Source organism: Stenotrophomonas sp. YJH_SMC_57 (assembly GCF_059369755.1).
In genome coordinates, this window is record NZ_JCAFSZ010000005.1 from 218,207 (window position 1) to 239,792 (window position 21,586).

Below are 21,586 nucleotides of genomic sequence, written 5' to 3' on the forward strand. Positions count from 1 at the left end.
TCGCTATACCGAACTTCGCACTACTGTGGACTTCAACGTAGTGGAGGGCCGGTCATGGTCGAAGACGATGTCCACCTGAAGAAGTTCCAGAAGGAGCTGAGCGCTGGAACCGTGTCGCTGGCCCTGCTGGCGGTGCTCGCCCGGGCCGGGCAGCCGCTGTACGGCTACCTGATTGCCAAGGAGCTGGAGCGGGTGGGCGAGGGCGTGCTGAGCGGCAAGCAGAGCGCGCTGTACCCGGTGCTGCGCAACCTGGAAGGGGCCGGCCTGCTGGAAAGCCATGTCGAGCCGTCCAGCAGCGGGCCGCCGCGGCGCTACTACCGCATCAATGAACGTGGCCGCGAGGTGCTGGCGCAATGGCGCCAGGCCTGGCAGGCCACCCGCGATTCCGTCGATTCCGTGTTGGAGGGGGTACCGCAATGAACGACCCGAGCCTGGCAGGCCGTGCCCTGCCGACCACCATTCCTCAGTACCTGGCGCAGCTGCGCGCGGCGCTGGAAGGCGCCGATCCGGCGATGGTGCAGGATGCCCTGTACGACGCCGAGGAATACCTGCGTTCGGAGCTGGCTGCACAGCCCGGCCGCAGCGAGGCCGAGGTGATCGCCGACGTCGCCGGCAGCTATGGCGCTCCGGACGAAGTGGCCGAGATCTACCGCGAGACCGAAGTGACGGTGAACCGCGCGCTGCGTACGCCGCGTGCGGATACCTCGCCGGTGCTGCGTGCGGCAGCCGAGGCCAGCGGCGTCGAGCCGGCCGCGCCGCCGCCGGCGCCGGTACAGCGCTCGCTGCTGGCACGTTTCTTCGGCGTGGTGGCGGATCCGCACACCTATGGCGCGTTGTTCTACATGCTGCTGTCGCTGGCCACCGGCATCTTCTTCTTCACCTGGGTGGTGACCGGCCTGTCGCTGTCGCTGGGCCTGCTGATCCTGATCGTCGGCATTCCGCTGACCGTACTGTTCTTCGGCTCGGTGCGCGGGTTGGCATTGCTGGAAGGGCGGCTGGTGGAAGCACTGCTGGGCGAACGCATGCCACGCCGTCCACGCTACACCGACCGCAGCCGCACCTGGCTGCAGCGTATCGGCGACATGTTCACCGATGGCCGCACCTGGCTGACCCTGCTGTACTTCGTGCTGATGCTGCCGCTGGGCATCATCTACTTCACCATCGCGGTGACGCTGCTGTCGTTGTCGCTGGGCATGATCTGGGCACCGGTGGCGGCGATCTTCAGCGGCGACATCCCGGGCATCTATATCGACGGCGTGAATGTGCTGCCGATGGCGGCCTCGCCGCTGGTAGCGATCGTGGTTGCCGCCGTGGGTGCGCTGCTGCTGGTGCTGACCCTGCACCTGGCGCGCGGCATCGGCAAGCTGCACGGCTTGATCGCCAAGCACCTGCTGGTGCGGCTGTAAGCGCGAATCCACGCTTGGGTGGGTGCCAACCTCGGTTGGCACGCTCCATCCGCCATCGACATACCTGGCGGGCTCGGCTTCGGTAGGTGCCAACCTTGGTTGGCACACTCCATCAGATGCCAGGGTTTACGGTAGAGCGCCAACCAAGGTTGGCATCTACCAGGGCGTACCGACCCAGGTCGGCACCCACCATGGGCGAGTTACCCCGCCTTGCGGCGCAGCGGGGTGACGTTGCTCTTCTTCTTCGGGACCTTGGCAGCCGGCGCCTCGGCATGCGCGGCGAAGAAGTCGCGCACCTTCGGGTACACCACTTCGCGCCAGCGGCGGCCGCTGAAGATGCCGTAGTGGCCGGCACCTTCGACGATGAAATGCTCGCGGCGGTCTGCGCTGATGCCGGTGCACAGTGCCTGTGCCGCTTCGGTCTGGCCGAGGCCGGCAATGTCGTCCAGCTCGCCTTCGATGCTCAGCAGCGCGGTATCGCGGATGGCCGACGGATCGACCTTCTCGCCATTGACCATCCACTCGCCACGCGGCAGCAGGAAGTCCTGGAACACCACGCGGATGGTATCCAGGTAGTACTTGGCCGGCATGTCCAGCACCGCGTTGTACTCGTCATAGAAACGACGGTGCGCATCGGCGTCTTCCAGGTCGCCCTTGACCAGGTCGGTGTAGAAATCCCAGTGCGAGCTGAAATGGCGGCTCGGGTTCATTGACAGGAAGCCGGCATGCTGCAGGAAGCCCGGATACACGCGGCGGCCGGCGCCGGGGTAGCTGGGCGGCACGGTGTGGATGACGTTGTTCTCGAACCACGACAGCGGGTTCTGCGTGGCCAGGTTGTTCACTGCAGTCGGGCTGCAGCGCGCATCGATCGGGCCGCCCATCATCACCAGCGTGCGCGGCGTCGGTTCGCCACGGCTGGCCATCAACGAAACCGCGGCCAGCACCGGCACGGTCGGCTGGCACACGCTCACCACATGCAGGCGCTCAACGCCGAGGTGGCGGATGAATTCCTGGATGTAGGCGATGTAGTCGTCCAGGCCGAACTCGCCTTCGCTGGACGGCACCATGCGCGCGTCGACCCAGTCGGTGACGTACACGCGGTGGTCGCGCAGCAGGGTGCGCACGGTATCGCGCAGCAGGGTAGCGTGGTGGCCGGACAGCGGCGCGACCACCAGCACGAACGGCTGGTTGAGCATGGTGTGCAGCTGGTCGGCTTCATTGCTGTGGCGCTTGAAGCGCAGCAGCTTGCAGAATGGCTTGCTCACTTCCTCATGCACGACGATCGGCACGCGCTCGCCATCGACGTCGATTTCGTTGATGCCCCACTCGGGCTTCTCGTAATCCTTGCCGATGCGATGGAACAACTCGTTGACCGCGGCCAGGCGATCGGCACCCGGCATCTGCGACCACCAGTGGCCCGGGTTGGCGAAGAACTTGGCGTTGGCCTGGGCCTGGTGCACCCAGGGGGCGAGCAGGTTGCGGGTCAGTTCGTGCAGTTGATAGAGCATGACGACCGAATATGTATGGTCATATGTTGCCGCGCAGCATATCCCATCCGGGTGTCCCGCAGGTTAAGTTGGCTGAAAATAGTGAATCCGGATTCACATCCGTTCCAGCGCGGCCGTATCACCTGCCAGGGCGGGGCCGAGCCAGCAGTGCGACCCTACCGGCTGCAGGCCGTGGCGGGCCAGTTCGCGCCGGTACCAGCGCGCCGGGCGGGCCTGGAAGCCGTCGTGATCGCCTTCGAACGCGTCCTCGGCGGCGAAGGTCTCCAGGAAGGCCACGCCGCCAGTCAGCTCGGCCACGCCGGCCAGGCCGGCGCGCAGTTCGCGGTTGGGCACGTAGTGCATCACGTCCGAGCAGACCAGCAGGTCGACCGGGGCGCAGGGCCGCAACCAGGCGAAATCACCGAAGCGGGCCAGATGCAGGTTACGGGTGCGGCCGTAGCGGCGCACAGCGTACTCGCTGCTGTCGAAGCCGAGGTATTCGACCTTCGGACGCAGCTTCAGCAGCGGCGCGCGCCAGGCGCCTTCGCCGCAGCCGATGTCCAGCACGCTGCGGATCGGCCGCTCCAGGTAGTACTCGGCACTGGCCACGGCCAACGCGACCTTGCGTGCCAGGCGGGCGCTGCCGCCGATGTCGGCGCGGCGGTACCAGCGCTGGAAGTAGGCGGCGTCGTAGGTCTTGTCCATGGGGCGGTGCATGATTGGAGAAAACGGCGCCTATCGTACGGTGTTGCGGCGCGCCATGCGTCGATGTGTCGCGGCGGTGGCACGCGGGGTGGTCCGGCCACGGCATGCGAGAATGACCGCCCATCTACGCCAGCCGCCGGAGCAAGCGCATGCAGAGCTACTACTGGGTAAAGACCTTCCACATCGTGTTCGTGGTGGCGTGGATGGCGACGGTGTTCTACCTGCCGCGCATCCTGGTCAACCTGGCCGAAACCGCGGGCCAGCCGGCCGTGACCGAGCGCCTGCAGCTGATGGGCCTGCGCCTGTACCGCTTCGGCCATTCGATGTTCGGCCTGGCCTTCCTGCTGGGCCTGGTGCTGTGGCTGGGCTACAAGGTCATCCCTGATTTCCCGACCATGGTGGCGCCGGGCGGTGCCGGCTGGCTGCATGCCAAGCTGGGGCTGGTCGTGGTGCTGCTGGCGTATTTCATCTGGATCGGGCGCCTGCTGAAGGGCGTGGCCCAGGGCAGGGCGCTGCCGTCGTCGCGCGCACTGCGCTGGATCAACGAGATTCCGCTGCTGGCGTTCATTCCGATCGTGTGGCTGGTGCTGGCCAAGCCGTTCTGAGCAAGCCTTCCGTGCATCCACGCCATGCCTGGATACATCGCGCAGGCGCAACGAAAAAGAGCCGGGCATCTGCCCGGCTCTTTCGTTTCTGCAATCACACGGATGTTGCCGGCCAGCGGCCGGCACTACCGGGCTTACGCGGCTTCGTACGTGCCGTAGCTGCGCAGGCGGGTGTAGCGCTGTTCCAGCAGCTGTTCGGTGGACAGCTTTTCCAGCGCGTCCAGTTCGTTCAGCAGCACCGCCTTCAGGCGCTTGGCCATCTGCATCGGGTTGCGGTGTGCGCCACCGGTCGGCTCGCGCACGACCTTGTCGACCAGGCCCAGGCTCTTCAGGCGCGGGGCGGTCAGGCCCAGCTGTTCGGCCGCGTCCTTGGCCTTGCCGGCGTCCTTCCACAGGATCGAAGCGCAGCCTTCCGGGGTGATGGTCGAATACACCGAGTACTCCAGCATCACGGTGCGGTCGCCCACGCCCAGCGCCAGCGCACCGCCGGAGCCGCCTTCACCGATCACGGTGCAGATGATCGGCACCTTCAGTTCAGCCATCTCGATCAGGTTGCGTGCGATCGCTTCGGACTGGCCGCGCGATTCGGCGTCGATGCCCGGCCAGGCGCCGGCGGTGTCGATCAGGGTCAGCACCGGCAGGCCGAAGCGTTCGGCCATCTTCATCAGGCGCAGCGCCTTGCGGTAACCCTCCGGCTTGGGCATGCCGAAGTTGCGCTTGATCTTTTCCTTGGTGTCGCGGCCCTTCTGGTGGCCGATCACCATCACCGCGCGGCCGTTGATGCGGGCCAGGCCGCCCATGATCGCCTTGTCGTCGGCGAAGGCGCGATCACCGGCCAGTTCCTGGAACTCATCGCAGATGATGCGGATGTAGTCGGCGGTATACGGGCGCGACGGGTGGCGGGCCAGCTGCAGCACCTGCCACGAGGTCAGGTTGCGGAAGATCTGCGCGGTGCGCATGCGCAGCTTGTCCTGCAGCGCGTGCACTTCGGCCTCGACATTGACCGCCGGCCCGGCACTGGCGTTGCGCAGTTCCTGGATCTTGGCTTCCAGGTCGGCGATGGGTTGCTCGAAGTCGAGGTAGTTCGGATTCATCGGAAGCCGTCGTGTAAAGAAGAGGGGAATTCTAGCCGAATGCGTGCAAACCACCCGTACGCCCTCGTCTGGAAGGCGACGGTAGCGCAGCCGGGCAGGGGGCGCCAGTCAGCTCAGGGCACGACCAGGGCGCTGTGCCCCATCAGCTGGCTGCGCTGCGAGACGAAGTCGTTGTAAGCCTCGTTGGCCTCCCGGCCCAGGCCGCTGCCGAGGCTGGCGGTGGCCGAAGTGAAGGCCATCTGTGCGGCGAAGTCCTGCTTGCGCAGGGCCTTCTGTTCATCGGCGGTGGTGGCCTTCAGCCAGCGCGCATAGACCTCGCGCAGGGGCGCGGCATGCGCTTCAAAGGCGGGCACCAGCGCCGGAAGGCTGGCCGGAGCCGGTTCCAGGCTGAATACCGGGGCCACGTAGCCGGCCGGCTGCTCGCGCTTGAACGCGCCGGGTTCGCCCATGCCTTCTTCCACGTAGGTGATGAAGTCGGGGGCGGTGAACACCTTTGCCACGATCTGGCCGCCGCTGGAGTCGACATGGGCCACCACCTTTTCCTTCGGGAATGGTTCGCGCACGCCGTAGGTCCAGGTCTTGTCGATGAACAGCGCGTGGCTCTTCTCGAACGGGCCTTCGAAGTCGACCCCGCCCAGCTCGATCCCCTTGTTGCCAACGCCGAAATTCTTCAGCTTGCTCTGGTCGGTGACATAGATCTCGCGGGCGATGACGTACTCGCTCAGGGTCGGGTTGATCAGGCCACCACGACCGTCGACGTAGACGATGAAGCGCACGTCACCGAGTTTCTCGCTGTGCAGGCGGTGCTCGCCCACGGCCAGCGAGATCGGGCGCGAACCGTGCGCGGCCACCGGCAGCTCCTTGCCGTCAATGCTCAGCGCCAGTGGCGTGGCGGTCGGATTGTCGATCTGGAACTCGATCTTCGACGGCGAACAGGCAGCCAGCGCCAGCGCGGCGGCAAACGGGAACAGGAGGGTCTTCATCGGCAATCGTCCTTGATATCTGGAACGGGAAAACAGGGGTGAAAGGACACCCGGAGCGGCCGCCTCAGCTGGCCCACGGCGGGCTGTAGCGCACCTTCAGCGTGCGCACGGCGGGATCGGCGCGCAGCGCCTCCATCAGCTTGGAGTCGATGCGCACCGCGCTCTGCCCGGAGACATCAAGCATGCCGGCCACGCCGCCCTGCGGGCCCTTCAGCAGCAGGTCCAGGCGCAGCGGGGTGCGCCCCGGGCGATGGCGATCGAGCAGGGCATCGATGCGTTCCCAGACCGGGCGCTGCTGGCGCAGGTCCAGGCGCAGCGACAGCCGCGTGGCGTAGTTGGCGCAGACTTCGTCGAAGTCCCAGACCTGGCGGATGCGCAGCGCGAAGCCACCGTTGAACTCGTCCTCGCGCAGGCCGCCCTTGACCACCAGGATGCGGTCCTTGGTCATCAGGTGGCCGAACTCGGCCATCGCGTCGGAGAACGCACTGCACTCGACGCGGCCACGACCGTCCTCGAGCTGGATGAAGATCTGGCTTTCGCCCTTGCGGCGCACGCCGACCACCTGGCCGGCCAGCACCGTCTGCACTTCCGGGCGCCAGCGCTTTTCGCCGCCACCGCCACCGCCGCTGTTGGCGCTCCAGATCTTCTCCACCGAACCCAGGTCGTTGCCGACCAGGTCGCGCACATCGTCGCGCCACGGATCGAACGGGTGGCCGCTGAGGTAGAAGCCCAGCGTGTCGCGCTCGCCGTTCAGGCGCTGCAGCAACGGCCATTCCTCGGCCTGGGGCAGGTCCAGCTGGATCGTGGTTGCACTCGGGTCGGGGCCGCCGAACAGCGAGTTCTGGCCGGACGCGCGCTCGCGCGCCATCTGGTCGGTGGCCTTGATCACCTCCGGCAGCTGCAGCATCAGCGAGGCGCGGTTGTGGCCGAGCTCATCCAGCGCGCCGCAGTTGATCATCGCTTCCAGCGTGCGCCGGTTGAGCTTGGCCGAGCCAACGCGCGTGCAGAAGTCGAGCAGGTCCTTGTACTCGCCCCCCTTCAGGCGCTCGTCGACCACGGCTTCGCAGGCACCCTGGCCAACGCCCTTGATCGCGCCCAGGCCGTACTGGATGGTGTCCGGCGTCACCGCTTCGAACATGAAGGCCGACTGGTTCACCTTCGGCGGCAGCACGGTCAGGCCGAGGTTGCGCACCTCGTCAAGGAAGCCCACCACCTTGTCGGTGTTGTCCAGGTCCGAGGACAGCGTGGCCGCCATGAACTCGGCCGGGTAATGGCGCTTCAGCCACGCGGTCTGGTAGCTGACCAGCGCGTAGGCAGCGGCGTGCGACTTGTTGAAGCCGTAGCCGGCGAACTTCTCCATCAAGTCGAAGATCGCATCGGCCTTGGCCTCGTCCACGCCGTCCTTGGCCGCACCTTCGCGGAAGATCTCGCGGTGCTTGGCCATTTCCGCCGGCACCTTCTTGCCCATCGCGCGGCGCAGCAGGTCGGCGCCGCCCAGCGAGTAGCCGCCGACGATCTGCGCCATCTGCATCACCTGCTCCTGGTACACCATGATGCCGTAGGTGTCCTTCAGGATCGCTTCGGTGCGCGGATCGGGATAGATGATTTCCTCCTGGCCGTGCTTTCGCGCGTTGAAGGAGGGAATCAGGTCCATCGGGCCGGGGCGGTACAGCGACACCAGCGCGATCAGGTCTTCGAAACGGTCGGGACGCGCGTCCTTCAGCAGGCGGCGCATGCCCGAGGATTCGAACTGGAACACCGCGCCGGTATTGCCGTTGGCGAAGATGTCCTTGTAGGTGGGCGTGTCGTCCAGCGGGATCGCGGCGATGTCCACTGGCGGGATGCCGGCGCGCTCATGGCGCTTGTTGATCGCCTTCACCGCCCAGTCGATGATGGTCAGCGTGCGCAGGCCGAGGAAGTCGAACTTCACCAGGCCCACTTCTTCCACGTCGTTCTTGTCGAACTGGGTGACCGGGTTCTTGCCGAGCCCGTTCTCGTCATGTTCGGCATACAGCGGGCAGAACTCGCTCAGCGGCTCGGGACCGATCACCACGCCACCGGCATGCTTGCCGGCGTTGCGGGTGAGGTCTTCCAGCTGCAGCGCCAGGTCGATCAGGTCGCGGACATCGTCCTCGGTCTCGTAGCGCTGGATCAGTTCGGCCGAGGCCATTTCCGAGCTGGGGCCTTCCTTGCCCTTGCCCAGCGCATCCTTCAGGTGGATGCCGAGGATGTTCGGAATCAGCTTGGAGACACCATCGACCAGGCCGTACGGGAAACCCAGCACGCGGCCGGAGTCGCGCACCACCGCCTTGGCGGCCATGGTGCCGTAGGTGATGATCTGGCTGACGCGTTCGCGCCCGTACTTGCGTGCGACGTAGTCGATCACCTCGTCGCGGCGATCCATGCAGAAGTCGATGTCGAAGTCGGGCATCGACACGCGTTCCGGATTGAGGAAGCGCTCGAACAGCAGGTTGTACGGCAGCGGGTCCAGATCGGTGATCTTCAGCGCCCACGCCACCAGCGAACCGGCACCCGAACCACGGCCGGGGCCGATCGGAATGCCCTGGTTCTTGCCCCACTGGATGAAGTCGGCCACGATCAGGAAGTAGCCCGGGAAGCCCATCTTGATGATGGTGTTGAGCTCGAACTCCAGGCGCTCGAAGTACTCTTCGCGGGTCTTGCCCGGCGCCAGCGGATTCTTCTCCAGGCGTTCTTCCAGGCCATCGCGCGACATCTTCTGGATCCAGGTGTCCAGGGTCTCGTCGTCGGGCACCGGGTAGTTGGGCAGGAAGTAGGTCCCCAGCCGCATCTCGATGTTGCAGCGCTCGGCCAGCGCCAGCGTGTTGTCGATCGCATCGGGGATGTCGGCGAACAGCGCGCACATCTCCTCGGCCGACTTCAGGTACTGCTGGTCGCTGTACTCGCGCGGGCGCTTGGGGTCGTCCAGCACGCGGCCGGTGGAGATGCACACGCGCGCTTCGTGCGCGCTGAAATCCGACGGTGACAGGAAGCGCACGTCATTGCTGGCCACCACCGGCAGGCCACGCTGGCCGGCGGCCATCAGCGCGAACTGGTTGAAGGTCTCCTCGCCTTCGCGGCCGGTACGGGTCAGTTCCAGGTGCAGGCCATCGCCGAACACGCGCTGCCAGTCGGCCAGCTGCTGCTCGGCCAGCTCATGCTTGCCGTCCAGCGCCAGCCGCCCGGCCAGGCTCTGCCGCCCGGCCAGCGCGAACAGGTTGGCGTTGCCGGCCTTCAGCCAGTCCGGGTGCACGGCCACGCCGCCTTCCGGGCGATGACCTTCCATCCAGGCGCGGGTCAGCAGCCGCGACAGGCTCAGGTAGCCCTCGCGGTCGCGGCACAGCAGGGTCATCCGCCACGGGTCCTGGCCTTCCTCGGCGATCAGCACGTCGGCGCCGGCGATCGGCTTGATGCCCACGCCTTCGGCGGCCTTGTAGAACTTGACCAGGGCGAACAGGTTGTTGAGGTCGGTCACCGCCAGCGCGGGCAGGCCGAGCTCGACCGAGCGCGACAGCAGGTTGGCCTGCTTGGCCTTCTTCGGGTCGGCCTGGTCCGGCTTGGCCGGCACACGGATGGTCGAGTCCGCCAGCGAGAACTCGGTGTGGACGTGGAGATGTACGAAGCGGGAGTTGGACATGCCGGGCCAGGTTGGAGCGCGCGGGCCCCGGGTGCCGACGGGGGGAATCGTCGCCGGGGTCGGGAAGCGCTGGAGTGCCCGGTCAGGGTAGCGAGGGCAGGGGGGCGCGACAAGCTCTTGACGGCACGCGATATCGCATTCGCGCTATCGCTTCCCACGGCTCGCAGGCGAACCGCGGGCCCCGTCTCACCATGCTTCCAGACCCCCGCGCCGTTACGCATGCCATCCATGGCATGCGCCCTTCGGGCCGTTGCACAGCAACGTTGGGAATCGCTCCTGCGATTCCCAGGGGCGCGTCCCCCTGGCTCAGGGGGACTCTTCCCCAGACGGATTGCAGCGGGCGTTCAGGCGATTCAGGCAATCGCGATGTCGGCCGACGCCTGCGGCGCTTCCAGGCAGTCACGCACCGGGGCAAAGCTGCGCCGGTGCTCGTCACAGGGGCCGTGCGTGCGCAGCGCGGCCAGGTGGGCCGGGGTGCCATAGCCCTTGTGCTGCTCGAAGCCGTACTGCGGGTGACGAGCGTGCACGTCCTGCATGTAGCGGTCGCGCGAGACCTTGGCCAGGATCGAGGCGGCCATGATCGCGCGGTCGATGCCATCGCCGCCGATCAGCGCCTGTGCCGGCAGTACCAGCCCCTTCGGCACCACGTTGCCATCGATGCGGGCGAAGCCGGCGACATGGGCCACGGCGGCGACCACCTCGCGCATGCCCTGCAGGGTGGCCTGGTAGATGTTCAGGCGGTCGATGGTGTCCACGTCGACCAGCACCACGTGCCAGGCCAGGGCCCGCTCGATGATGCGGTCATGCAGCTGCTCGCGGCGTGCGGCGGCGAGCTGCTTGGAATCATCCAGGCCGTTGATGCGTGGCCTTGCCGGGTCGAACACCACCGCCGCCACCGCGACCGGCCCCGCCAGCGGTCCACGGCCGGCCTCGTCGACGCCGGCGATCAACCGCTCCGGCTCGATCACGGCCGCGCCATCGAACAGGGCCAGGCTGGCCGTTGCCGCGTGGCGACGGCTCATGCAGCTGCCCGATCGCGCATCAACAGCTCGCCGACGGCGTCGGCGGCCCGTGCCGAGGCGTTGCGGCGCAGGCGTTCATGCAGGCGGGCATAGGTGCCCTGCAGGTCGGCCGCGCGCTGCGGATGGTCGAACCACTGCTGGATGGCCGCCGCCAGCTTGTCCGGCGTGCAGTCGTGCTGCATCAGCTCCGGGGCCAGATCCTGGCCGGCCAGGATGTTGGGCAGCGCGAAACGGTCGACCTTGATCAGGCCCAGCGCCTTGACCAGGCGGTAGGTCAGCTCGTTGACGCGGTAGCCGACCACCATCGGGCGCTTGACCAGCATCGCCTCCAGCGTGGCGGTGCCCGACGCCAGCACGACCACATCGGCGGCGATCATCGCGTTGCGCGCCTGTCCGTCGAGTACATGCGAATAGGCCACCGGCAGCGCCGAGCGTGAGAGCTGTTCTTCGATCAGCTGCCTGCACGCCGGGTTGGCGGCCGGTACCACCACATGCAGGCCCGGGATGCGTTCGGAGACCTGCCAGGCGGCTTCGAAGAACGGTTCGCCCAGGCGCGAGATCTCGCCCAGTCGGCTGCCCGGCAGCACCGCCAGCACCTTGGCCGAGGTCGGCAGGCCAAGCGCGGCACGGGCTTCCTCGCGGTTGACCTGCAGTGGAATGTCGTCGGCCATCGGGTGCCCGACGAAACGCGCATCGATGCCATGCCTGGCATAGATCGGCGGCTCCATCGGGAACAGGCACAGCACCAGGTCGGCGCTGTTGCCGATCTTCTCGGCGCGCTTCTCGCGCCAGGCCCAGACCGAGGGGCTGACGTAGTGCACGGTCTGCACGCCGCGCTGCTTGAGCCAGCGCTCGATGCCAAGGTTGAAGTCGGGTGCGTCGATGCCGATGAACACGTCCGGCTGCCATTCCAGTGCGCGCTGGCGGAACGTGGAGCGCAGCTTCAGCAGGCGTGGCAGGTGGCGCAGTACTTCGGTCAGGCCCATCACCGCCAGCTCACTGGCATCGTGCCAGGTCTGGCAGCCGGCGCTGCGCATGGCGTCGCCACCAATGCCGGCGAATTCGGCGTTCGGGAACCGTGCTTTCAGTTCACGCACCAAGCCCGCACCCAGCAGATCGCCGGAGGCCTCGCCGGCCACCAGTGCAATCCGCAACGGTCGCTCGCTGAGCACCCGCTGCGCAGGAACGCTGCCAGCCATCGAGGCCAGCGCAATCACGGCGGCGCCGGCCGGCGCCTGGCCGGTCGCGCTGCTCATCGCAGCAAGGGCCTCTCGGCATGCTCGATGAAGTCCAGCATCGCCTTCACATCGTCGCTGTCACGCGCCTGTTCGGTCAGCTGCACCTTGGCCTCGGCCAGCGGCAGGCCGGCCACGTACAGGGTGCGGTAGGCACGCTTGATGGCCGAGATGCGCTCGGCATCGAAACCGCGGCGCTTCAGGCCTTCGCTGTTGATGCCGCGCGGGCGACCGAGCGAATCGGTGCCGACCATGGTGAACGGCGGCACGTCGCCATTGGTCAGCGCGCCCATGCCGAGGAAGGCATGCGCGCCGATGCGGCAGAACTGGTGGGCACCGGCGAAGCCGCTGATGATCACGTAGTCGCCCACGGTGACGTGGCCGGCCAGGGTGGTGTTGTTGGAGAACACGCAGAAGTCGCCGACATGGCAGTCGTGTGCCACGTGCGTGTAAGCCAGCATCCAGTTGTCGTTGCCGATGGTGGTCACGCCGCCGCCGCCGCCGGTGCCACGGTTGACGGTGACGAACTCACGGAACACGTTGCGGTCGCCGATCACCAGCTCGGTGCGCTCGCCGGCAAACTTCTTGTCCTGTGGCTCGCCACCGATGGCGGCGTGGCCGATGAAGCGGTTGTCGCGGCCGATCCGGGTCGGGCCATGGATGCTGCAATGGGGGCCGATCACCGTGCCGGCACCGATGTCCACATCGGCACCGATCAGGGTGAACGCGCCCACCTGTACGTCATCGGCCAGGCGCGCGGCCGGATCGATGACGGCGGTCGGGTGGATCCGGGGTACGTTGTCAGTCATTCCTGCCTCCAGTGATCAGCCCTTGGCGCCGGCGCACATGACTTCGGCCGAGGCAACGACTTCGCCGTTGACCTTGGCTTCGCCGTAGTACCAGCCCATGTTGCGGATCAGGCGCTTCATCTGCACATCCAGCATCAGCACGTCGCCGGGAACGACCTGCTTGTTGAAGCGGGCGTTTTCCACCTTGACCATGTAGAACAGCGTGGACTGCGAGTCACGGCCGAGCGTGAGCTGGGTCATCACGCCACCGGCCTGGGCCAGCGCTTCGATGATCAGCACGCCGGGCATGATCGGACGGCCCGGGAAGTGGCCCTGGAAGAAGGGCTCGTTGATGCTCACGTTCTTCTGCGCCAGGATGCGCTTGGCCTCGATGTCGAGCTCAAGCACCCGGTCGACCAGCAGGAACGGGTAACGGTGCGGGAGCAGTTCCTGGATCTGGCAGACGTCGATAGGAAGCTGCAGCGTGTCGTTCATTCTTTCTCCTTGCCAGCGGCCAGGACGCGGCGAGCCAATGCGTCCAGCTGCTTGAAGCGCGCGGCGTTCTTGCGCCACGTGCGGTTGTCGGTCAACGGGGTGCCGGACGAGTACTCGCCCGGCTCATGGATGGAATTGCGGACCACGGACTTGCCGGTGATCACGACCTTGTCGCAGATCTCGAGGTGGCCGACCACGCCGACGTGGCCGCCGAGCAGGCAGTAACGGCCGATCTTGGCGCTGCCGGCGATGCCGGTGCAGCCGGCGATGGCCGAGTGTGCGCCGATCTGAACGTTGTGTGCGATCTGCACCAGGTTGTCCAGGCGCACGTCGTCGTCCAGCACGGTGTCTTCCAGCGCACCGCGGTCGACGCAGGTATTGGCGCCGATCTCGCAATCGTCGCCGATGCGCACGCCACCCAGCTGCGGCACCTTGATCCACTTGCCGGCGTCCATCGCCAGGCCGAAGCCATCGGCGCCGAGCACGGCGCCAGGATGCACGCGCACGCGCTTGCCGAGCCTGACCCGGGTGACCAGGGTGACCCGGGCGATCAGCTCGCAGCCGCTGTCGAGGCTGCAGTCTTCGCCGATCACGCTGCCGGTGCCGATGATGCAGTTCTCGCCGACCACGCTGCGCGCGCCGATGGAGACGAACGGGCCGATATGGGCGCTGGCTGCAACCTGGGCGCTGGGATCGATGACGGCGCTGGGGTGGATGCCCGGCGGCCGTGTCGGCGCGATGTCGAACAGCGCGGCGATCTTGGCAAAGGCCGTGTACGGGTCCTTGGCGACGAGCGCGGCGCCGGGGGCAGCCTCGGCGTCGTCGGCACGCAGCACCACCAGCGACGCCTGGCTGTCGGCCAGCTGGGCGCGGTAGCGCGGATTGGAGAGGAACGTCAGCTGGCCAGGACCGGCATGGGCGAGGGTGGCCACGCCATGGATGGCGGTGGCGGGGTCGCCATGGACCTGCAGGCCGAACTGCTCGGCGAGTTGCTGGGCGGTGTAGGTGGGAGTATTCACGGCGGGAGTTTAACGTGTGACGCCATTGCGGTCATGCAGGGGGGGCATACAGCCAAGGACAGGGCCCCTCGCGGCCGGCAGAGCCAGTCCCATGGGCTGGGTCGGACGGGGCAGGGCTGCGGGGGACGGCGCAAGTACGTCCATGTAGCCTTGGTCGCCGCATCCATGCGGCTCACACCCCCGCAGCCCCACCCCGTCCGACCTCCGGCGGCGTGGCGCGTGTGCCAGCCACGGAAAAACAGAAAAGATCAAAGCTCAAAAGCAGAGCGGGCGCTTCCGGCATCCGGACCAAACGAAAACGCCGGGCAGAGCCCGGCGCTTCGCACCCTGTCTGGCGGAGAGCCCCCCTTCTGTTAAGGGGGGCGCGCCAACGGCGCGGGGGATAGGTGAAATGCGGGGGCAATTCACCGCAGGTGGATCAGTTCTGAGGAACAAAGTTCCTCAGAACTGGCCACCGAAGGTGAATTGCAGACGTTCGATCTTGTCATCGTCTTCCTTCTTCAGCGGGAAGGCGTAGCTGATCGAGATCGGGCCGACCGGGGCGCGCCACAGCAGGGCGACACCGGTGGAGACGCGCAGTTCGTTGGCCTTGAAGTTCTTGGTGCCGTTGTAGACGTTACCGAAGTCGACGAAGGCCGACACGCGTGCCGACGGGCTGTCGAACAGGCGCGGGAAGTAGGCTTCGACCGAACCGACGGTCTTCAGCGAACCACCCAGCGGCTGGCCTTCCGGATAGCCATTGGTGACTTCGCGCGGGCCCAGGGTGTTGTCTTCGAAGCCACGCACCGAGTTGGTACCGCCGGCGTAGAAGTTCTCGAAGAACGGCAGGCCACTCGCGGTGACGGTGCGGGTGGTGCCGTCCGGGTTGGTCAGCGTGCGGGTGTAGTCATTGCCATAGGCATCGCCGTAGCCCACTTCTGCACGGGTGTTGATCACCAGCGACGGCATGATCGGCCAGTACTTGCTGATCTGGTAGTTCAGCTTGTAGTACTCGATGGTCGAACCCGGCAGCGTGGCTTCCAGGCCGATGCGCTGATAGGTACCGCGGGTCGGCATGAAGTAGTCGTTGCGCGAGTCGCGTGCCCAGCCCAGCTCGGTACGCCAGGCGTGGAAGGTGCGCTGACCGACCGCGTTGATGTAATCGATGATCGATTGCGGGGTCGAGCCCTGGTAGGTGGTGATCTGGTTGCTGTCGATGCCGAACATCAGCGAGACGGTGTCGGTCTCGGTCAGCGGCACGCCGAATACCACCTGCGCAGAACCATTGGTGCTGTTGTACTGCGCGGTGTTGAAGTCGGAGTAGTCCAGCTCGCGCCAGGACAGGTTGTAGCCCAGCGACACGCCGTCATCGGTGAAGTACGGGTTGGTGTAGCTGAAGCCATAGCGCTGCAGGTAGCTGCTGCGCGAGGCTTCGACCGACACGCGGTTGCCGCCGCCGAGGAAGTTGTTCTGCGACAGCTGCACCGAGGTGGTCATGCCGTAGGACTGCGAATAGCCCAGGCCGAACACGAAGCTGCCGGAGGTGGTTTCCTTGACGTTGTAGACGACGTCGACCTGGTCGTTGCTGCCGCTGACGGCCGGGGTTTCGACGTCCACCGACTCGAAGTAGCCCAGGCGCTGCAGGCGGATCTTGGAGCGGTCGATCGCGGCCTGCGAGTACCAGCTGTTCTCGAACTGGCGCATTTCGCGACGCATCACTTCGTCGGACGTGCGGGTGTTGCCACGGAACAGGATGCGGCGCACCGACACGCGCGGGCCCGGCACGACCTGCATGTTGATCGCCACGGTCTGGTCGGGGCGGTTGGTGGTCGGGATCGGGTTCACCTTGGCGAACGCGTAGCCGATGTTGGACAGCGAGTTGGTGATGGTGTCCGAGCTGAATTCCAGCAGCGCACGCGAGAACGTGTCGCCGGACTTCTGGATCACCATGCGCTCGACGTCCTCCTGCGGGAGGATGGTGTCGCCGCTGACCTTGATCTCGGAAATCTTGTACTGCGCGCCCTCGGTCACGCCGGCAGTGAGGAACATGTCGCGCTTGTCGGGGCTGATCGAGACCTGGGTCGAATCGATGCTGAAGTCGACGTAGCCGCGGTCCAGGTACCAGGAGTTGAGCTTTTCCAGGTCGCCGGACAGTTTTTCCTTGGAGTACTGGTCGTCACGGCGGTACCACGAGGCCCAGTTGTGCTCCTTGGACTCCCAGGTCTCCAGGATGTCCTTGCTCTCGAACTTCTCGGTGCCGACCAGGTTGACGTGACGGATCTTGGCCGCCTTGCCTTCCTTGATGGCGATCGCGATGTCCACGCGGTTGCGGTCCAGCGGGCTCACGGTCGGGGTGATCTCGACGGTGTACTTGCCACGGTCGTTGTACTGGCGACGCAGTTCCTGGGTCACGCGGTCCAGGCTCAGGCGGTCGAAGGTGCCGCCTTCGGTCAGGCCGATGTCGGACAGGCCCTTCAGCAGCTGCTCGGACTTGATGTCCTTGTTGCCGGTGACGGTCAGCTTGTTGATCGCCGGGCGTTCCTTGACCGTCACCACCAGGATGTTGCCCTGGCGGTCCAGCTGCACGTCTTCGAAGAAGCCGGTCTTGTACAGGGCGCGGATGGTCTCGCCGACCTTGTTGTCGGTGATGGTCTCGCCACGTTCCACCGGAAGGTAGGTGAACACCGTGCCCGAGCTGATGCGCTGCAGGCCATCGACGCGGATGTCGCTGACAGTGAAGGGCTCGGCTGCCTGGGCCAGGGCGGGAGCGCCGGTGACGGCGGCGAGGGCGAGGGCCAGCAGGCGGCGATTGGGGAGTCGCGTCATGTCACGTCCGGTAGGAAGGTCGATTTCATTGGTGCGGGATGCCGACGCTGTAGACGGCAACAACGTGGAAAAGTTCATCGCGGGACCAGGCCGAGGATGTCGTTGTAGAACGCCAACCCCATCAGCCCGGCCAGCAACGCCAGGCCGATGTATTGGCCGGCGGCGATGGCACGCTCGCTCAGCGGGCTGCCCTTGACCAACTCGATAAGGTAATACAGCAGGTGCCCGCCGTCCAAGATCGGGATCGGCAGCAGGTTGATGATGCACAGGCTGAGGGACAGCAGGGCAAGGAACTGCAGGAACCAGTCGAGGCCGCGCTTGGCCGAGACGTTGGCCACGCGGGCGATGGTGACCGGCCCGGAAACGTTCTGCAGCGAGGCTTTGCCGGTGACGATGCGGCCCATCATGCCCAGCGAGTCGGCGGCCAGGCGGCCGGTTTCGCGAACGGCCACGGTCACCGCGTCGAGCGGACCATAGCGCAGCAGGGTGTCGTAGGCGGGGCTGTAGGTGGTGGGGAAACCGACGCCGATCTGCCAGACCGGATTGCCCTTGCCATCCTTGCCCTGGCGCGGTGTCACTTCCAGCGCAAGGCGTTCACCGCCGCGCAGGACCTCGATCATGCCCGGGCCACCGGCGCGGCCCAGGGCCTGGATTTCGCCAATGACCTGATCGACGCTGTCGATGCGCTGGCCGTCGATGGCCACGATCAGATCGCCCGGCTGCAGCTGCCCGGCCACCGCCGAATCGGCGGTCAACGAGTCGACCAGCGCCGGCTGCAGCCAGGATTGCCAGTACAGGCCGGCCAGGATCGGCACCCGTCGTTCATCGAAGCCAGCCGGCAGCTGCGACAGCGGCAGGGTGCGCACGCGCACCTGGTCGGCGGGATCGAGCACTTCCAGCGTCACGTCACGGCGGTCCATCGCGGCCGCGGTCAGTGCCATGCTGGCGTCGCCGAGGGTGACTACCTGGCGGTCATCCACCCGCAGCACGCGGTCGCCGCTGACCAGTCCGGCCGTGGCGGCGATGCCGCTGACCCGGCCGATGGTCGGCGAATAGTCCTGCTTGCCGATCACGAACATCGCCCACAGCAGCAGGATGCACAGCAGCAGATTGGCGATCGGACCGGCAGCGACAATCGCGATGCGCTGCCAGACGGTCTTGTGGTTGAAGGCCTGGCCGCGCTCGTGCGGATGGACTTCGACCTCGCGCTCGTCGAGGAATTTCACGTAGCCGCCCAGCGGAATGGCGGCGATGGCGAACTCGGTGCCGTGCCTGTCGCGGCGCGACCACAGCGGGCGGCCGAAGCCGACCGAGAAGCGCAGGATCTTGACCCCGCACAGGCGGCCGACCCAGTAATGCCCGAATTCGTGGAACGTGACCAGCAGCCCGAGGCTGACAATCATCCACCAGACCGATCCGATGAAGTCAGTCATGCAGGGTCACAGTGGTGGGCAGAGGCGGCGTCGTCATGCTGGGCGAGGCGGTCGTTCAGGCGGCGTCGATGGCGTTCAGGGTCAGCTGGCGTGCCCGCTGGTCGGCGGACAACAGGACCTCCAGTGTATCGGCTGCTTGGGTCGGCAGTGTTGAAAGAGCGTTAGCAACCAGCTCCGGGATGGTCAGGAAACCGATCCGGCCCTGAAGAAACGCTGAAACCGCCTCTTCATTGGCGGCGTTCAGCACCGCCGGTGCGGTTCCGCCCGCCTGCATCGCCTGCCAGGCCAGGGCCAGGCAGGGGAACGCGTCGGTGTCCGGGGCCTCGAAATCCAGCCGGCCCTGGGCCAGCAGATCCAGCCCGGCCACGCCCGACTCGATGCGCTGCGGCCAGCCGAGGCCGACCGCAAGCGTGGTGCGCATGTCCGGCAGGCCCATCTGCGCCAGGGTCGAGCCGTCCACGAACTCGACCAGCGAATGCACCAGGCTCTGCGGGTGCACCAGCACCTCGATGCGCTCGCCGGGCACCGCGAACAGGTGATGCGCCTCGATGACTTCCAGGCCCTTGTTCATCAACGTCGCCGAATCGACCGAGATCTTCGGGCCCATCGACCATTTCGGGTGGGCCACGGCCTGCGCCGGGGTGACCTGGGCCAGTTCGGCACGGCTGCGGCCACGGAACGGGCCGCCGGACGCGGTCAGCAGGATCCGGCGCACGCCGGCACCCTCGATGCTGGCATCGCGCGAGCGCAGGCACTGGAAGATCGCGCTGTGCTCGCTGTCGATCGGGATGATTTCGGCGCCGGCCCGTTCGGCGGTGCGGGTCAGCAGCTCGCCGGCCAGCACCAGCGATTCCTTGTTGGCCAGCAGGATGCGCTTGCCGGCTGCGGCGGCGGCCAGGGTCGAGGACAGTCCAGCGGCGCCGACGATGGCCGCGACCACCGTGTCGCAGGCATCGCTGGCGGCCAGCTGGTCCAGCGCGGCAGCACCCGCATGGGCCTCGGTGGCCAGGCCGGCCTCGCGCAGGCCGTCGCGCAGCTCGGCATACAGTGATTCGTCGGCGATCACCGCGTGCTCGGGCTTGTGCTGGCGGCACAATGCCAGCAGCGCGTGCAGCTGGCGGCCGGCAGCCAGCACGGTCGCCTGGTAACGCTGCGGGTGGCGGGCGATCACGTCCAGCGTGGAGGCACCGATCGAGCCGGTGGCGCCGAAAACGGCGACCCGGCGCAGGTCTGCGGCAGCATTCATGGTCAGAACCCGAAGATTTCCTTGCCCAGCGCGAACACCGGAACGGCGGCGAGGACGCCGTCGACACGGTCGAGCACGCCGCCATGGCCCGGAATCAGGTGGCCGGAGTCCTTGGCACCGGCGTGGCGCTTGATCAGGCTCTCGAACAGATCGCCCAGCACCGACGCGAACACCGCCACCACCGAGGTGATCAGCAGGCCCAGCAGGTGTGCGACGTCGATGCCAGCCAGCCAGCCCAGGCCCACGGCCACGGCAACACCGGCCAGCAGGCCGCCGAACAGGCCTTCCCAGGTCTTGTTGGGGCTGATGCGCGGGGCCAGCTTGTGCTTGCCGAAGCGTCGGCCGGCGAAATAGGCGCCCGAATCGGCCGCCCAGACCAGGGCCAGCGCGGCCAGCAGCCACAGGTGGCCCTGCTTGCCCGGCGGATCGCCACCGGCATGGATCAGCACCAGTGCGGCCCAGGCTGGCACGATGGCCAGGGTGCCGGCCAGCATCTTCACGATCCGCGAAGGCGCCGACGGCTGTGCGCCGAAGTTGAAGAAGCGCAGCCAGACCAGTGCGGCCAGCCACCAGGCGACACCGGCCAATGTAGTGATCTGGAACAGCACCAGTGTGCTGCCATCGGCCCACACCAGCAGCACCATCAGCAGCAGGTTCAGCACCAGCAGCACGGTGCGCGCCAGGGTGTCTTCGATGCCGGCCAGCTTCAGCCACTCCCACAGGCCGATCAGCAGCACGGCGGCAGCGGCGGCGGCCAGCCATTGCGTCGGCAGCAGCAGGATCGCGGCAATGGCCACCGGCGCCATGATCAGCGCGGCGAGTACTCGGGTCTTGGTCATGGGCTGGAGGTCTCGGTGGCCAGTGCGGCGATCTGGGCGCTGGTCAAACCGAAACGACGCTCGCGGCTGGCATAGGCGTCCAGCGCCTGCTGCAGCAGCTCGGCGTCGAAGTCCGGCCACAGGGCCTCGGTGAACCACAGCTCGGTGTACGCCAGCTGCCACAGCAGGAAATTGCTGATGCGCGTATCGCCGCCGGTGCGGATGAACAGGTCCGGTGCCGGCAGGTCGGCCAGGGCCACCTGGCTGCCCAGCAGCGATTCGTCGATCTGTTCGGGCAGCAGGCGGCCGGCGGCCACTTCAACGGCCAGGGCGCGCGCGGCACGGGCGATATCCTGGCGGCCACCGTAGCTGGCGGCGATCGACAGGGTCAGGGTGGTGTTGTCGGCAGTACGCTGCTCGGCCAGCTGCATGCGGCTGACCAGTCCAGCACCGAAGCGTTCGCGTTCACCGATGAAGCGCACGCGCACGCCACGCCGATGCAGCTCGTCCACTTCGCGGTCGAGCGCGCCGAGGAACAGCTTCATCAACGCATCGACTTCTTCCTGCGGCCGGCCCCAGTTCTCGCTGGAGAACGCGAACAGGGTCAGCGCGGGAATGCCCAGTTCAAGGCAGCGTTCGATGGTGCGGTTGACCGCGCGCGCGCCGGCACGGTGGCCGATCACGCGCGGGCGGCGGCGCTGCTGTGCCCAACGGCCGTTGCCATCCATGATGATGGCAACGTGGCGGGGCAGGGCAGCCGGCAACGGAGGCGGGACTGAAGGCATCGACT

General features: G+C 66.9%; 18 protein-coding genes. 3 read left to right on the plus strand and 15 right to left on the minus strand.

Translation table 11 applies throughout. The annotated features are described in order from the left end of the window. Positions 1-54 precede the first annotated feature (54 nt). The gene (locus AC5P7U_RS08435) at positions 55-420 is read left to right on the plus strand and encodes a PadR family transcriptional regulator (RefSeq protein WP_049458153.1); all 366 of its coding nucleotides are present in this window, start codon (positions 55-57) and stop codon (positions 418-420) included. Continuing rightward, positions 417-1,406: a sensor domain-containing protein gene (locus tag AC5P7U_RS08440; protein ID WP_197563098.1), complete on the plus strand. Its 990-nt coding sequence runs from the start codon at positions 417-419 to the stop codon at positions 1,404-1,406. Before AC5P7U_RS08435 ends, AC5P7U_RS08440 begins: the two co-directional genes overlap by 4 nt. Before the next feature lie 200 nt (positions 1,407-1,606). On the opposite strand, the gene AC5P7U_RS08445 is transcribed toward AC5P7U_RS08440, so the two are convergent. Together AC5P7U_RS08445 and AC5P7U_RS08450 are read right to left on the minus strand one after the other, a co-directional pair. Then, a complete protein-coding gene (locus AC5P7U_RS08445; RefSeq protein WP_197563096.1) occupies positions 1,607-2,914 on the minus strand; it encodes a polyhydroxyalkanoate depolymerase in 1,308 nt (435 codons plus the stop codon). A gap of 93 nt (positions 2,915-3,007) precedes the next feature. Further along, a complete protein-coding gene (locus AC5P7U_RS08450; RefSeq protein WP_197563094.1) occupies positions 3,008-3,598 on the minus strand; it encodes a class I SAM-dependent DNA methyltransferase in 591 nt (196 codons plus the stop codon). A 149-nt stretch (positions 3,599-3,747) separates the two neighbouring features. Here AC5P7U_RS08450 and AC5P7U_RS08455 point away from each other — a divergent pair, with 149 nt between their 5' ends. Continuing rightward, entirely contained in the window at positions 3,748-4,203 is a 456-nt protein-coding gene (locus AC5P7U_RS08455) for a CopD family protein (RefSeq protein WP_006426717.1), read from the plus strand. Between the two features lie 134 nt (positions 4,204-4,337). Here the strand turns inward: AC5P7U_RS08455 and AC5P7U_RS08460 are convergent, their stop codons facing one another. From AC5P7U_RS08460 to uppS, 13 genes are all read right to left on the minus strand, one after another. Next, positions 4,338-5,297: an acetyl-CoA carboxylase carboxyltransferase subunit alpha gene (locus tag AC5P7U_RS08460; RefSeq protein WP_133934198.1), complete on the minus strand. Its 960-nt coding sequence runs from the start codon at positions 5,295-5,297 to the stop codon at positions 4,338-4,340. A gap of 113 nt (positions 5,298-5,410) precedes the next feature. After that, positions 5,411-6,280, minus strand: a complete 870-nt coding sequence (locus AC5P7U_RS08465) for a hypothetical protein (RefSeq protein WP_197563092.1) — start codon at positions 6,278-6,280, stop codon at positions 5,411-5,413. Between the two features lie 64 nt (positions 6,281-6,344). Continuing rightward, entirely contained in the window at positions 6,345-9,935 is a 3,591-nt protein-coding gene (gene dnaE / locus AC5P7U_RS08470) for a DNA polymerase III subunit alpha (protein ID WP_197563090.1), read from the minus strand. A 353-nt stretch (positions 9,936-10,288) separates the two neighbouring features. Beyond that, the gene (rnhB, locus tag AC5P7U_RS08475; protein WP_197563087.1) at positions 10,289-10,957 is read right to left on the minus strand and encodes a ribonuclease HII; all 669 of its coding nucleotides are present in this window, start codon (positions 10,955-10,957) and stop codon (positions 10,289-10,291) included. After that, positions 10,954-12,156, minus strand: a complete 1,203-nt coding sequence (gene lpxB, locus AC5P7U_RS08480) for a lipid-A-disaccharide synthase (RefSeq protein WP_312564150.1) — start codon at positions 12,154-12,156, stop codon at positions 10,954-10,956. Before lpxB ends, rnhB begins: the two co-directional genes overlap by 4 nt. 53 nt (positions 12,157-12,209) lie before the next feature. Continuing rightward, on the minus strand, positions 12,210-13,001 hold the full coding sequence (gene lpxA, locus AC5P7U_RS08485; RefSeq protein WP_006426899.1) for an acyl-ACP--UDP-N-acetylglucosamine O-acyltransferase: 792 nt from the start codon (positions 12,999-13,001) through the stop codon (positions 12,210-12,212). Positions 13,002-13,016: 15 nt separating this feature from the next. Then, complete coding sequence (fabZ, locus tag AC5P7U_RS08490) at positions 13,017-13,475, minus strand: 3-hydroxyacyl-ACP dehydratase FabZ (protein WP_006426901.1); 459 nt, start codon at positions 13,473-13,475, stop codon at positions 13,017-13,019. Next, on the minus strand, positions 13,472-14,494 hold the full coding sequence (gene lpxD, locus AC5P7U_RS08495) for a UDP-3-O-(3-hydroxymyristoyl)glucosamine N-acyltransferase (protein WP_006426903.1): 1,023 nt from the start codon (positions 14,492-14,494) through the stop codon (positions 13,472-13,474). Before lpxD ends, fabZ begins: the two co-directional genes overlap by 4 nt. A gap of 441 nt (positions 14,495-14,935) precedes the next feature. After that, a complete protein-coding gene (gene bamA, locus AC5P7U_RS08500) occupies positions 14,936-17,299 on the minus strand; it encodes an outer membrane protein assembly factor BamA (protein WP_049456919.1) in 2,364 nt (787 codons plus the stop codon). Between the two features lie 74 nt (positions 17,300-17,373). Beyond that, a complete protein-coding gene (gene rseP, locus AC5P7U_RS08505) occupies positions 17,374-18,732 on the minus strand; it encodes an RIP metalloprotease RseP (protein ID WP_008264625.1) in 1,359 nt (452 codons plus the stop codon). Between the two features lie 55 nt (positions 18,733-18,787). Beyond that, the gene (locus AC5P7U_RS08510) at positions 18,788-19,978 is read right to left on the minus strand and encodes a 1-deoxy-D-xylulose-5-phosphate reductoisomerase (RefSeq protein WP_006426998.1); all 1,191 of its coding nucleotides are present in this window, start codon (positions 19,976-19,978) and stop codon (positions 18,788-18,790) included. 2 nt (positions 19,979-19,980) lie between these two features. Further along, positions 19,981-20,817 carry a phosphatidate cytidylyltransferase gene (locus AC5P7U_RS08515; protein ID WP_197563083.1) on the minus strand — a complete coding sequence of 279 codons (837 nt, stop codon included), beginning with the start codon at positions 20,815-20,817 and terminating at the stop codon, positions 19,981-19,983. Continuing rightward, positions 20,814-21,581 carry a polyprenyl diphosphate synthase gene (gene uppS, locus AC5P7U_RS08520; RefSeq protein ID WP_049456922.1) on the minus strand — a complete coding sequence of 256 codons (768 nt, stop codon included), beginning with the start codon at positions 21,579-21,581 and terminating at the stop codon, positions 20,814-20,816. Before uppS ends, AC5P7U_RS08515 begins: the two co-directional genes overlap by 4 nt. Positions 21,582-21,586: the final 5 nt, after the last annotated feature.